The sequence below is a fragment of the Lutibacter holmesii genome, assembly GCF_042679665.1.
In the GTDB taxonomy this organism is placed as follows: Bacteria; Bacteroidota; Bacteroidia; order Flavobacteriales; family Flavobacteriaceae; genus Lutibacter; species Lutibacter holmesii.
The window spans coordinates 596,908-610,892 of record NZ_JBHTMV010000004.1; the positions used below are offsets into that span (position 1 = coordinate 596,908).

A 13,985-nucleotide genomic window follows, 5' to 3' on the forward strand; every position below is an offset into this window, starting at 1 on the left:
CCTTATTCCGTCTAACTTTGTTAAGCTATTTATAGCGAAATATGTTTAACCAAAATAAAATAATAAATTTATTATGAACAAATCAGATTTAATCGATGCAATGGCAGCTGACGCTGGAATTTCAAAAGCAGCAGCTAAAGCGGCTCTAGAATCGTTAACAGAAAATGTAACAAACACTCTTAAAGGTGGTGGAAAAGTTACATTAGTAGGATGGGGAACTTGGTCAATCTCTCAAAGAGCGGCTAGAACAGGTAGAAACCCTCAAACTGGAAAGTCTATTGAAATTGCAGCTAAAAATGTTGTTAAATTTAAAGCAGGAGCTGGATTTAGTGACGCTGTAAACTAATATCTAAGAAATTTTTCTTAGTACTAAAAACTCTCTATTTTCATAGAGAGTTTTTTTTATACCATAATTTTACTATATTTAAGCAAATGTAATTTCATGATTAAGCAACATCCATCAAAAGGAAAATTACTTATTGCTGAACCTTCAATATTAAATGACAAATCATTTAATAGGTCTGTAATTTATTTAACAGAGCATACTAAAGAAGGAAGTATTGGTTTTATATTAAATAAACCTACTGAATATGTTTTAAGCGATTTAATTCCTGAAATTGAATCTGATTGTCCAATTTTTACTGGCGGTCCTGTTGAACAAGATAATTTATATTTTATTCATGAATTACCAGAACTAATTCCTGATAGTATTCAAATATCAGATGATATTTACTGGGGTGGAAATTTTGAAGCACTTACAAGCCTATTAAATTCAAATGCAATTAATAAATCTAAAATTAGATTTTTCTTAGGATATTCAGGTTGGTCTAATGAACAATTGAATGAAGAACTGAACGAATCAACTTGGATTGTAACTGAAAATAAGTTTCAAAATTTACTAAACATTAATAGTGATGAATTTTGGAAAAATCAACTATTAAAGTTTGGTGGTGAATATCAAATTTGGGCAAATGCTCCAGAAAACCCTGCCTTAAACTAATTCGTTTAAAGCTTTTGAAAAACTATTTCCAACGATTGTTTTAAATGTTTTTTTCTTATACTTTGTAATTGGTTGAATACCTACAATTGCATTTGTAATAAAAACCTCATCAGCTTTTTGAACTTCAAACGGTGAAATTTGTGTTTCTTCAATGCTATAATCTGGATGTTTACCAATAAATTCTATAAGTTTTTTTCGAACAATACCTTTTACACAACCTTCAGAAATAGCTGGTGTTTTAATTGTATTTCCAACCACTAAAAACAAATTACCGTTTATTGCTTCAACCACGTGTTTTCTTTCATTTAGCAAAATACAGTTGTCAACACTATTTTCAGTTGCATATATACTTGCCAATACATTTATCAATTTATTGGTAGTTTTAATGGTAGAAAGCAGTCCAGAATTCACAAAATAATCTTTAAATAAATCTAACACATACTCTTCTTTTTGAGCGTTCACTAATTCTGAAGTTTCAACAATAAAGTTTACGGTATGAGATTTAGGTGTATAAAACCCTCCATCTTTTCTATAAACAGAAACTCTTACACGCGCATTGGTTAAATTATTACTTTCAAGTGTTTTCATAACTTGGCGTTCCATAAACTCTAAAGTAAGTGTCATTGGAATTTCCATTCTTAACATTCTCATGGAAGCCATCAACCTAAAATAATGATCTTCTAAAAAGTTGATTTTTGAATTTTCAACTTTCATAGTTTCAAATATTCCGTCACCATATTTAAAGACTCTATTATTTGAAGACAATACTACGCTTGATTTTACTAAATTACCGTTAAAATTTATCATGCTGTTTTACTTATTTTGGCACAAAAATACATAAAAAAAACCTTGACAAAATCAAGGTTCATAATTTTTAAAAATATTATCAATTTTAAGCTCCAATTGTATGTTTAAGCTCATCTATTTGGTTTTCCCAAAACATTTTTGCTTCATCAACCTCATCTTCTTCAGCAAAATCAGTTACAATTAAAGAAACATCTTTTGTTATATCATCAATCTCTAACCTAAATTCAAAAAATGATTTAGGGTCTTCATCTTCTTCCCATTTAAACTTAATTTTTTCATCTGGTCTTTCTTGCAAAACTTTTGCGCGTTCTTCAGCTCCGTCCCAAATAAAAGTAAACACCTCTCCTCTTGAGTTTACATTGTCTGCAAACCACTCAGATAGCCCTGAAGGTGTTCCAAAATATTGATATAACATATGTGGTGAAGCGTGAATTGGAAACTCAATTTCAAATTTTATTTTTACTGACATTCTTTAAATTTATGACCACAATATATATAAATATTCCCTCTAAAAAAAATTAAAATTATGAAAAAAATTAAATGAAATAATTTGCTGTAACAAAATAATTATTTTTATATTTGCACCCTCAATAATTGGCGTGGTAGCTCAGTTGGTTAGAGCGTCGGATTCATAACCCGGAGGTCTGCAGTTCAATTCTGCATCACGCTACAATTTTTAAGACTTGAAAACAAGCGATTTAGTATTTCTAAATCGCTTTTTTCTTGCCTAAATTTAAAATTCATCTTTGAAAACACCAATAAATTACAAGGTATTTTGCCTTATAATTAATGAGCTGCTTTCACCTCTTCATCTCTATATTTACAACATTCATGTAAATTATTATAAGCTTCATCACTTGCTTTCATTCCTTCAGTATCATGACCCACAGCTACAATACTTTTTTTTATAGCATATAAATTTGTTTTGTTTTCATTATAAATTAATTTCAATTCGTGCGTAGCTACATTCCAATCTGCTAATTTTACTCCCTTTGTTTTTATACAAGCGGTCTCTATTCTTTTTTCACACATTTCACAAACACCGTCAACATGAATAGATGCTTTCGCATTTTTATTTTGCGCAACACTTGCCACTCCAATTAAGAAAACAGCTATAATTATTATTTTTTTCATGGTTTTAAATTTTATTTTGTTTTATAAATTAATTAATTCTATATCGTAATCCTGCGTAATAACTACTTCCAAAAATTGGACCGTAAACCATTGTAGTATCAAAATAAGGACCGAATGGATCTTCAGCACTAACAATTGGATTTTCTTGTTTAATATCCATAATATTTTCTCCCCCTGCATACATCTCAAATTTTGATGAAAACACTTTGGTAACTTGTAAATTTACGGTTCCAACAGCAGGTGAATATGCAGGTAATTGGTACTGTAATGGACTACTTGAAGTATTTGTAAACCGTTGTTTCCCTAACCAATTATAGGTAAAATCAAATTTCCATTGAGAGTCATTTTCATTTAGCTTTAAAGTTTCATAAGAAACATTTGCAAATAAACGTTGTTTTGGTGTCAATGGCTTTTCTAGTTTACCAGATATATATTGGGTTTTTACATCAAAATATTTGTACGCCAATCTTAAATCTACACCTTTAAAAACATTGTAATTAAATTCAACTTGAACATTATTTGCATAACTATCTCCTTCTAAGTTATAAAAGTTTGCTTCAAGCGGATTTTCCATATCTAACACAACTTGATTTATAAAATTTGTGCGATAAAAATCTACTGCTACATCAGCATTTTTATTAAATAAATTGAATCCTTGTAAAAAAGATACTCCATAATTCCAGGCAATTTCTGGATCTAAACCATAAATTTCACCATTTGTATTTAATACTTGAATGTTTCTTGAAGTTGCAAAAATATTCTGATTTTCAGCAAAAATATTTGCTCCTCTTTTACCTCTTCCAACAGAAGCTTTTATAGCAGACTTTTCCCAAGGAGTATAGCGCATATGCAACCTAGGAGTTATAAATGTACCTAAAACATTATGAGCATCAATTCGTAAACCAGCAGTAAGATTAAATTTATCTAAATCATCAAAGTTATATTCAAAAAATGCACCAATTGAATTTTCTCTTCTTTCATAGTTGTTCTCAATTAACTTAACTCCTACAGTTTCATTATAATTATCAAAAGTATAATTTACACCTGTTTTAAATTTATGCCTTGTATCTCCAATAATAGAACCATAAATTGCCGTAGAATAAAAACTATTATGAACTATGTTGTAAACATTTTGCCCAAAATATGATTCTTGATTATGATGACTGTAAGCCACTTGAACATCATAGGTTTGGTAAGTTAATTCAGGATTTGAATAGCTAAATTTCCCCGAAACCTCAGCACGTCTAGTATCAATCTCACTTCCCCAATTGTTTGTAGTTAATTTATCTGTTGATGGATTAAAATTTATTTGACCCATTTGTTTTTCATCATTTAAATATCTAACATTCAAAAAACTAACAAAACCCTTTTCAAGGTCAACATATTGCCACCTATTCATTAAATTAATTTGCTTCATTAAAGGTGCGTCTAAAAAAGTATCATGGTTTTTATCAAACTTTTTATCCCGCATATTTCCGTGAACATATAAACCTGTACTTAGTTTATCAGTTACTTTTGTATTTACGTGTGTATTTATTTCGTACCTCCCATTTGCAGAACCAAATGCATTGATAAACAATTTACTATCACTTAATGGTTTTTGAAGTTTTGCATTTATTTGCCCTGCAATACTCTCATAACCATAAATTACACTTCCAGCACCTTTAGTAATTTGAATGCTTTCTACCCAAGTTCCCGGTACAAAGCTTAATCCGAAGGCCTGAGCTGCACCTCTAATAGAAGGTATACTTTCTATTCCTATTAAAATATACGGACTAGTTAAACCTAGCATTTTAATTTGGCGCGTACCCGTAAGTGCATCTGCAAAATTAACATCAATTGAAGGGTTTGTTTCAAAACTCTCACAAAGATTACAACAAGCAGACTTTAACAGCTCATCACTACTCATATTCATAATGTTTAATGATTGCAAATATGAAACAGCTGTTGTTTTTTTTCTAGTTTCAAGAACAATTTCATCTAACTCATTTGATGGAGATAAAACGTGAGTTATTTTTTGAGGACTTTGTATTATTAGTGTGTCAGTTTTAAAACCAACGTAACTAATAATAAGGTTTGTATTTTCTTTTTTATACGCTATTGTAAATTCTCCATCAAAATTTGTAATGGCACCAATAGACGTATTTTCCCAGTGAATATTTACACCTGACAAAGGTGTTTTTTTATTATTTGAATTGATTTCAAATATAGTTCCTTCAATATTTTCTTGAGAAAACAATATAAAAGGAACACATAAAAATATTATATTAAGTATTTTCAAAGTATTGTATTTTAAATTAATTATAAAAAGTGTATCATATAACATTGATTTCTCTGGTGAGAAAAATCAAAAAATGATGTTTTACATATTAATTTAAAATCAAATTATAAAAACCTGGTGAATTGTTTGTATGTCTTCAACCAAATTTGGTGGCGCATATTCTTTTACTGCAATGATAGGCAGCAACCAAATTTTGAAATTTTGAAAACGGTAATTAGGTAAGTTAAATGTAAAAAATTGATCTTTTAAAGATACCTTTTCTACTTTATAAAATAATATTTCATTTTTCCCTTCAAAAACTATATCCTTATGTTTACAGCAAGTTTCAGAAGTTGAACAACAGCTTTTTTCTGTCTCTATTTGGTGTGATTGTACATTTGTAGATAAGGTTGTAGCAACTAAATTATCTTCACAATAACTTTGATGTATTGTAAATGACATTGTAGATAACAACACTACAAATGTCATTAAAACAGCCGCTATTTTATTAATTCTTTGTTTCATCACAGGCTGTAAAGATATAAAATATCTAAGTTCTAGCAAAAATCATACATGAGTATCTTTCAATTCAAAAGCACTAAATTAAATTCAAATGCATTGATTTAGAAACTGTTTTTTAGTGTTTGCTCTTAAAACTTTTTTTAATGTTTAATTTTTTTCATTAGAAAGAAAGATAACAATACTGCTAAAGAATCACTTATTATAAAAGAAACCCAAATACCATTTATCCCTAAAACTCCCTTTAAAAAATAAACAATAGGTACAAAAAGTAAAACAGACCTTAGCAAAGCTAAAAATGTTGCAATTTTATTTGACTACAACGCTTGAAAATAACGAGTCAACACTATTTGAATCATATAAAACGGAATAGATATCGCAAATATTTGTAATCCATTTTTTGTAATCCTTGTTATTTCATTATTATCATTTATAAATAGATTTATAATAAAATCAGGAAACAACTCTATTAAAACAATTCCTAATAAACCTACTAAACCAACAATTGCTATTGCATAACGTACTATTTTTTTATTTCTATCAAAACGTTTTGCCCCCATATTAAAACTGATAAGTGGCTGCATTCCATCTCCTGTACCCAAAGCGGTCATTAGAAAGAAAATATTTACACTAAAAACAATTCCCATAGCGGCAACAGCATAGGTTCCTCCAACTTCAAGAAGTAACGTATTCGCAATTAAATTTTGAAGACTTGCTGAAATATCCATTACAAATGGAGCTAAGCCCACCGCTAAAATAGGCAGCATTATTTCTTTTTGAATTTTTATATTTTTCCAAGCAAACTTTATAACACTTTTACCGCTTATGTAATACCAAATTATAAAAAGTGCATTTACACTTACAGCTGTAATTGTAGCTAAAGCCGCTCCCCTAACTCCTAAATTTAAATACTTCATAAAAACAACATCTAATACAATGTTTATTACTGATGAAACTAAAATAAGAATTGCAGGTAAACGAGGGTTTCCTTCAGCTCGGCAAGTAAATTCTAAAGCCAACGCAAATGAAGGCAGAAACCCAATAATTATTATTTGTAAATATTCAGCAGATAATTGGAGTAGTTCGCCTTTGGCTCCTAAAAAAGTTAGTAAAGGTTTGTAAAACAACAAACCAAAAAAAGTAAAAATTACAGAAATTAATAACAAACCTGCAATCATATTCCCTAGAACTTTTTCAGCCTTTTCGGGGTTTGATTCACCCAAATACTTAGCTATAAATATTCCTGAACCGCTTCCAAATAAAAGTATAAACCCAAATTGAAAAAGAGAAACAGGAAAAGCCATTGTTACTGCAGACAATCCCTCTGCACCTACGTATCTTGCAACAAAAACCCTGTCTACAATATTATAAAGTGCGTTTATTAAAAGACCTAAAACCGCCGGACCTGCATACACTAATAGTAGTTTAAATATAGGACCATCTTTTAATGAATACTTTGAATTCATAAACTTTAATAATTGCTTTTATTATTCAATATAAAAATGATGAAACTAACTTTATTATAATTCACGTCCACCGCCTAAAGCTTGGTAAAGCTCAATAACGGCTTGTACTTGTTCGTACCAATCATTAGGTTCTGATAGTTATGCACTTAGTAAATCTTGTTCAGCCGTTAATACTTCCAAATAAGTTGATGATGCTAATTGAAACAATTCATTTTTATATGCTACTGATTTTTCTAAAGATTCTAATTGTTTATCTCTATTATTTTGTTTTTCTAATGCTGAAGTAAATTGAAAAAGTGCATCACTTACTTCGTTACTAGCAATTAAAATATTTTGATTAAAATTCAATAAAGCCACTTCTTGATCAGCTTTTGCTATTTTTAAATTGGCTTTGTTCAATCCTTTATTAAATATTGGTGCTGCTAAAGAACCAACAGCTCCAAGTATAAAATCATCAGGGCTTAAAGCAAAACCAGTTCCATTACTCCATCCGCCTGAAGCGCTAATGGTAATGTTTGGGTAAAAGGCTGAACGAGCCACATTTGTATTGTAAAAAGCATTTGCTAAAGCCATTTCATATTGTTTAATATCTGGGCGATTGGCAAGCATTTGTATAGGAACTCCTGCTGATATTGTTGCGGGAAGTTCAATATTTTTCCAAACTCCACGGTCTATGCTTTGAGGAGCTTTACCCAAAGTAATTGAAAGAGCGTTTTCCAATTCACGAATAGATCGTTGTAAATCTATACGTGAAGTTTTTAACGAATAATAACTAGCTTCACTTTGTGTAATTGAAGCTTCATTTGTCATTCCAACAGATTTTAAAGCTTTCATTGTTTCGGTTCTTTTACACCAATTCAATATTGTTTTATCGGTAATTTCTAACTGTCTGTCAAGCATTAATAAACTATAATAGTTGCTAGCAATAATTGAAATTAATTGCGTTTGTACAGCTTGTTTGTAGGCTTTACTTTGTTCCAAGGTAGCAATAGCTCCTTTTTTAGAATTGCGTACACCACCAAACAAAGGAATTTGCCAACTTGAAGAAACAGGAACGCTGTATGACTCCACATCTGCACCATCTAAACTTGTAAGTGTTCCAGTGGCTGATAAAGACAAATCTGGCAAATAAGCTAACCGTGCTGAAGATACAGAAGCTTCAGCTTGTTCAATACGAAGTAATGCGGTTTGTAAATCAATATTTGATTCCAATCCTTGTTCAATAAGCGATTGTAATTTAGGATCTGTAAATAATTCTCGCCAAGGAATATTCCCTAAGTTTACACTATCATTTACAGCTACATTACTTTCTAAAATAGTATCTCTGTATAAGTTCTCCGAATTAATTTCTGGAGTTTCAAATGTTTTATATAGTGAACAGCTATTAAGCAATAATGCACCTATTAATATTATAACTATTTTTTTCATTTTGTGTTTTTTACTTTGTAATAATTTAATTTGCATCTCCATTAAATGGTTTGAATTTTTCTTGAATCTTTTGAAAAACAACAAACAACGCAGGTGTAATAAATATTTGGCAAATTGTACCAATAAGCATTCCTCCAACAGCACCTGCACCTAATGCAGTATTACCGTTTGCTCCTACTCCAGAAGCAAACATCATAGGTAAAAGACCAATAATTAAAGTAAAAGATGTCATTAAAATTGGACGTAAACGTTTACCTGCAGCTTCAATTGCTGCATCAACAATTCCTAATCCTTTTTCTCTACTTTCTTTTGCATATTCAACAACTAATATGGCATTTTTAGCAAGCAATCCAATTAGCATAATAAGTACCATTTGCATATATATGCTATTTGAAATTCCCATAATATTGGCAAAAATTAAGCCGCCACCTAAACCAAACGGAATTGAAAGAATTATTACAACTGGAAGAATATAACTTCCGTACTGCATACTAAGCAGTAGGTAAATAAATACCAATACAATAATCAAAATAATTGCGGTAGCATTTGAACTTGTACCACTCTCTTCACGAGTCATTCCAGAGAATTCAAAACCGTAGCCTGTTGGTAATTCTTTTGCAACTTCTTTAATAGCTGCAATAGCTTCTCCAGAACTTGCTTCAGCAGATGGAGAACCCAAAATATTTATTGAAGTGAAAAGATTAAATCTATTAATACTTGCTGGCCCATAAACTTTCTCTAGCTCAACAAATTGTGTAATTGGAGCCATTTCTGTTCCGTTTCGAACCATTATTTTATTCAAAGTTTCTTTATTTGCTCTATAATCTGGTGCAGCTTGAATCATTACTCGATATAGTTTCCCAAATCTGTTAAAATTTGAAGCATAAAGTCCACCATAATAACCTTGTAATGTAGACAATACTTCATCAGGACTTATACCTGCTATTTTACACTTCTCTACATCAATATTTACCATATATTGTGGATACGACGGATTGAAAGATGTACGTGCCACTTGAATTTCAGGACGAGCATTTACTTTTTCAAGAAATTCTTGAGCTACTTTATTAAAAGTTACTAAATCTCCACCTGTTTTATCTTGAAGCTGAAGTTCAAATCCATTACTTGTACTGTAACCAGGAATCATTGCAGGAGCAAAAAATATAACTCTAGAGTTTTTAAGTTTCTTTGAAACCTCTTGTTGCAATACATTTATAATATCTGTAGCACTTTCATTATCACCACGCTCACTCCAATTTTTTAAATTACAAATCATCATTCCGTTATTAGTTCCTTCTCCATCAATTAAACTAACACCGGTATTTAGAAAATATGCATTTACGCTTGGAACAGTTTCTATAATTTCAGAAAGTTTATCCATTTCAATTTTAGTCTCTTCAATTGAAGTTCCCACAGGCATTGTTACTGCTGCAAATACAGTACCTTGATCCTCATCTGGAACCAATGCCGTTGGAGTAATAAATAAAAGGTATACAAATAAAAAGATAGAAATAACAACTGCAATTCCGCTAATACTTTTATGCTTTATAAAAAAGCTTACACCTTTTTTGTATTTGTTAACCAAACGATTGAAATTATCGTTAAAAGAAGTATGAAAACGTTGAACAAACGTAGCTTTTACATTCGGGTCATTTTTGTGAGGCTTTAATAAAAGAGCACAAAGAGCCGGACTTAAAGTAAGTGCATTTATTGCTGACATTCCAATAGCAAAAGCCAGTGTTAATCCCATTTGTTTATAAAACACTCCAGATGTACCACTCATAAAACTTACAGGAATAAATATGGCCATCATTACTAAAGTAGTAGAAATAATAGCACCTGAAATCTCGCTCATTGCATCAATAGAAGCTTCTTTAGCCGACAGATAACCTGCTTCAATCTTTGCCTGAACAGCTTCAACTACTACAATTGCATCATCTACAACAATACCAATAGCTAAAACCAATGCACAAAGTGTAAGTAAGTTGATACTAAACCCAAATACCCAAAGGCAAAAGAAAGCTCCAATTAAAGCAACAGGAATGGCAATGGTAGGAATTAGTGTTAGTCGAACATTTTGTAAAAAAATATAGGTAACCAAAACTACTAAAAGAAAGGCCTCAAGAAGCGTTTTAAGTACTTCCCAAATTGAAGCATATAAAAAATCGTTGGTATTAAGTAATGTAACCACCTCAACTCCAGCAGGAAAATCTTCCTTAGCCTTTTCTAAAAATACTGCTACTTCATTATTAATATCCATAGCATTTGAGCCAGCTACTTGATATATCATTGCTGTTTGACCAACATGACCGTTGGTTTCACCCAATACATTATTACCTAATCTGGCTAATTCAACAGTAGCAATATCTCCTAAATGCAATACTTCTCCATCTTTTGTGGCGGTAATTACAATGTCTTCAAATTCAGTTTCTGTTTGTAATCTTCCTTTATATCTTAATGTATATTGAAAAGCTTGATTTCCTTGCTCCCCAAATTGTCCAGGAGCAGCTTCAATATTTTGCTCATCTAGCGCAGCAACCACATCACTAGGAATAAGATTATTTTGCGCCATTACATCAGGTTTTAACCAAATACGCATAGAATAATCGTACCCCATTACATCTACACCACCAACTCCACTAATTCTTTTAATTTGTGGTACAAGGTTGATTTTCATATAGTTTTCAATAAAAGAAATGTCGTGTTGATCGTTTGCACTGTAAAGGCTAAAAGCTGTAAGCATACTTGTTTGCTGTTTGCTGGTAGAAACACCAACCTGAGTAACTTCTGAAGGTAAAAGAGCTTGCGCTTTAGAAACTCTATTTTGAACATTTACTGCAGCCATATCAGGATCAGTTCCTTGCTTAAAAACAACCGAAATAGTTGCTCCACCAGAGTTTGTTGCTGTAGAAGTTATATAATCCATATTCTCCACACCATTAATCTCTTCTTCTAAAGGTGCAATTACACTATTTAATACAGCTTGCGCACTTGCTCCTGTATATTCTGTAGATACTGTAATTGTTGGAGGTGCAATGTCAGGATATTGAGATATTGGTAGCGATTCTAATCCTAAAATACCAAGAATAACAATAAAAATGGAAATGGCCGTAGATAGTACGGGGCGAGTAATAAATCTATCAAATTTCATAATTAAATTGTTTTTGTAATTGCTTTGATAGTTGAACCATTACGAATAGAACTAATTCCTTCAACAACAATTTTATCTCCAGATTTTAACCCTTTGGTTACAGCATATTGGCTTCCATTATTTAGCGAGAATATTTCAATTTCTGTAGTTGAAACTTTAGAATCTTTATTTACGGTATACACAAATACTTTATCTTGAATTTCAAAAGTGGCACTTTGCGGAATTAACAGACAATTATCAATAGCATAAGGTAATATTACAGAAGCGGTACCTCCACTGCGTAATATGCCGCCTTTATTAGAGAACGATGCACGAATACTTGCAGAACCTGTTGACTGATCAATTGTTCCGCTTATAGTTTCAATTGTTCCAAGCTCTGGATATATTTCTCCGTTACTAAGTTTTAACTCTATTTTTGGCATGTTTTTAATAACATCTTGCGCTGTGCTATTATTTTCAGAAAGAGACAGCAGTTTTTTCTCAGTAAGAGAAAAGTTAGCATACATTGTTGAGAATTCAGAAACAGTTGTCATTGCATCAGTCATTGTTGGGCTTACCAGAGCTCCAATACGATACGTTATTTTACCAACAATTCCATCTGTAGGACTTGTGATACGTGAGAATGACAAGTTTTTTTGAGCACTAACTAATTCTGCTTTTGCTAAAGCCAATTGGGCATTACAACTTCCCAATTCATTTTGTGAAAGTTGAAGTTCGTAAGAACTTATAATATTTCGCTCTGCCAATGATTTTTTGTTTTTAGCTGTTAACTTAGCGGTTGCAACACTAGCTTCAGCAACTGCAACATTGGCTTTTGCTACATTTACAGCTTCTTGATATTGAACTTGATCTATCTGAAATAAAACCTGTCCTTTTTTTACTATAGATCCTTCATCAATAGCTACTTTAGTGATGAAACCCGTTATTTGTGGACGAATATCAATATCTTGTTTACCTTTTATTGTAGCTGCAAATGTTTCGTAAAACTCTTGTGTACTTGGCTTAACTTCTAGTACAGATAATTCAGGAATTACCTTTTCATGCGTTTCTTGCCTAGTTTCGCAAGATGCAAGTACAGTAGCAAATAAACACAGTGTTAAAAGGCTTTTAAAATTTTTAATCTTGAAATTCATATATCTATTTTTAATATTTTATAAAATCATATAGCATTACTTAATATGACTTTGAATTATTTTCAGGTACAAATGTAACTTGTTAAAATACTTAATTATGAATTACTATTTATGTAAAAAAGATTACAATTAAGGTTTTATGTGTATTTTTACGAAAAATAAATGAGCAGATGCAGATATTTGATAATATAAAAAACTACTTTGTAAATAACACTGAAGACGTTGACGACTATTCCAATAGATTTTATATTAGATCTATTGAAGTTGACAATACAAAAGACCAAAAGGTTAATGACATTTATTTAAAACCCCATAAAAGAAGTTTTTTTGAGGTGGCAATTTTAAATAGAACTACTAAATCTATAAAAATTGGACAGCAAACACTTCAAAAAACAAATAACACTTTGGCTATAGTTTCCCCTTTTCAAACTATTAATTTTAGCAAAAAAGATAAAAAAGATACTGATATAGGTTACATTATTAATTTTAAAGCTTCTTTGTTTGAAAATTTAAACAATTCGTACGATGTGCAAAATGAATTTCCATTTTTTAAATTGCATTCCCTACCTATTTATCAATTGAATGACAACGATTTTTTTGGAATAGAATTATTGGCAAAAGAAATTTTTGAAGAGTCTAGAACAAGTAAAATGAATAGTTTAAACATAATTACACACTTACTACTTGTTTTACTTTATAAAATTAAAAGAATAACACATAACAGCGAAGGAATTTCAAGTATGAATCGTAACGATATTATACTTGCTAAATTTGAACAAAAAATTCTTTCAAATAACAACACATTTTTATCGGTAAAAGAATATGCTTCATTAATGAATATTAGCGCTATTTATCTTTCTGAATGCGTTAAAAAAGCTACAGGCAAAAGCGCTCAAAAAATTATAATAGATTATAAAGTTTTATACGCTAAAACCTTGTTAAATCATAAAGAGAAAACCATTACTGAAATAGCTGACACATTAGGATTTAATGAAGTAGCTAATTTTAATCAATTTTTTAAACGCAATACAGGAATTACAGCAAGCCAATTTAGAAAGCAGCTTTCATAAAATAGCAGGTACAAAAT

12 protein-coding genes and 1 tRNA gene are annotated in these 13,985 nt (G+C 30.7%); 4 read left to right on the forward strand and 9 right to left on the reverse strand.

Features of this window, described 5'->3' with window-relative positions; genetic code table 11:
• Positions 1 to 73 precede the first annotated feature (73 nt).
• Together ACFQ5N_RS11005 and ACFQ5N_RS11010 are read left to right on the forward strand one after the other, a co-directional pair.
• Complete coding sequence (locus ACFQ5N_RS11005) at positions 74 to 346, forward strand: HU family DNA-binding protein (protein WP_386809551.1); 273 nt, start codon at positions 74 to 76, stop codon at positions 344 to 346.
• Between the two features lie 96 nt (positions 347 to 442).
• Positions 443 to 1,000, forward strand: coding sequence for a YqgE/AlgH family protein (locus tag ACFQ5N_RS11010; RefSeq protein ID WP_386809552.1), 558 nt, complete (start codon positions 443 to 445; stop codon positions 998 to 1,000).
• On the opposite strand, the gene ACFQ5N_RS11015 is transcribed toward ACFQ5N_RS11010, so the two are convergent.
• Complete coding sequence (locus ACFQ5N_RS11015; protein ID WP_386809553.1) at positions 992 to 1,807, reverse strand: aminotransferase class IV; 816 nt, start codon at positions 1,805 to 1,807, stop codon at positions 992 to 994. The genes ACFQ5N_RS11010 and ACFQ5N_RS11015 overlap by 9 nt on opposite strands.
• Before the next feature lie 85 nt (positions 1,808 to 1,892).
• Positions 1,893 to 2,276 carry an START-like domain-containing protein gene (locus tag ACFQ5N_RS11020; protein WP_386809554.1) on the reverse strand — a complete coding sequence of 128 codons (384 nt, stop codon included), beginning with the start codon at positions 2,274 to 2,276 and terminating at the stop codon, positions 1,893 to 1,895.
• Positions 2,277 to 2,403: 127 nt separating this feature from the next.
• On the opposite strand from ACFQ5N_RS11020, the gene ACFQ5N_RS11025 reads away from it, so the two are divergent.
• Positions 2,404 to 2,477, forward strand: a tRNA-Met gene (locus ACFQ5N_RS11025).
• 116 nt (positions 2,478 to 2,593) lie between these two features.
• Here ACFQ5N_RS11025 and ACFQ5N_RS11030 read toward each other — a convergent pair.
• The 7 genes from ACFQ5N_RS11030 to ACFQ5N_RS11060 form a co-directional block, all read right to left on the reverse strand.
• Positions 2,594 to 2,941, reverse strand: a complete 348-nt coding sequence (locus ACFQ5N_RS11030; RefSeq protein WP_386809555.1) for a heavy-metal-associated domain-containing protein — start codon at positions 2,939 to 2,941, stop codon at positions 2,594 to 2,596.
• Between the two features lie 28 nt (positions 2,942 to 2,969).
• Positions 2,970 to 5,222, reverse strand: coding sequence for a TonB-dependent receptor (locus ACFQ5N_RS11035; protein ID WP_386809556.1), 2,253 nt, complete (start codon positions 5,220 to 5,222; stop codon positions 2,970 to 2,972).
• 99 nt (positions 5,223 to 5,321) lie between these two features.
• A complete protein-coding gene (locus tag ACFQ5N_RS11040) occupies positions 5,322 to 5,726 on the reverse strand; it encodes an HYC_CC_PP family protein (RefSeq protein ID WP_386809557.1) in 405 nt (134 codons plus the stop codon).
• A gap of 311 nt (positions 5,727 to 6,037) precedes the next feature.
• Positions 6,038 to 7,186: an MATE family efflux transporter gene (locus tag ACFQ5N_RS11045; protein WP_386809558.1), complete on the reverse strand. Its 1,149-nt coding sequence runs from the start codon at positions 7,184 to 7,186 to the stop codon at positions 6,038 to 6,040.
• A gap of 138 nt (positions 7,187 to 7,324) precedes the next feature.
• Positions 7,325 to 8,614 (reverse strand): TolC family protein, encoded by a 1,290-nt coding sequence (locus ACFQ5N_RS11050; RefSeq protein WP_386809559.1) that lies wholly within the window; start codon positions 8,612 to 8,614, stop codon positions 7,325 to 7,327.
• 25 nt (positions 8,615 to 8,639) lie between these two features.
• Positions 8,640 to 11,765 carry an efflux RND transporter permease subunit gene (locus ACFQ5N_RS11055; RefSeq protein ID WP_386809560.1) on the reverse strand — a complete coding sequence of 1,042 codons (3,126 nt, stop codon included), beginning with the start codon at positions 11,763 to 11,765 and terminating at the stop codon, positions 8,640 to 8,642.
• Positions 11,766 to 11,767: 2 nt separating this feature from the next.
• Positions 11,768 to 12,898: an efflux RND transporter periplasmic adaptor subunit gene (locus tag ACFQ5N_RS11060; RefSeq protein WP_386809561.1), complete on the reverse strand. Its 1,131-nt coding sequence runs from the start codon at positions 12,896 to 12,898 to the stop codon at positions 11,768 to 11,770.
• 170 nt (positions 12,899 to 13,068) lie between these two features.
• On the opposite strand from ACFQ5N_RS11060, the gene ACFQ5N_RS11065 reads away from it, so the two are divergent.
• Positions 13,069 to 13,968 (forward strand): helix-turn-helix domain-containing protein, encoded by a 900-nt coding sequence (locus tag ACFQ5N_RS11065; RefSeq protein WP_386809562.1) that lies wholly within the window; start codon positions 13,069 to 13,071, stop codon positions 13,966 to 13,968.
• Positions 13,969 to 13,985 lie beyond the last annotated feature (17 nt).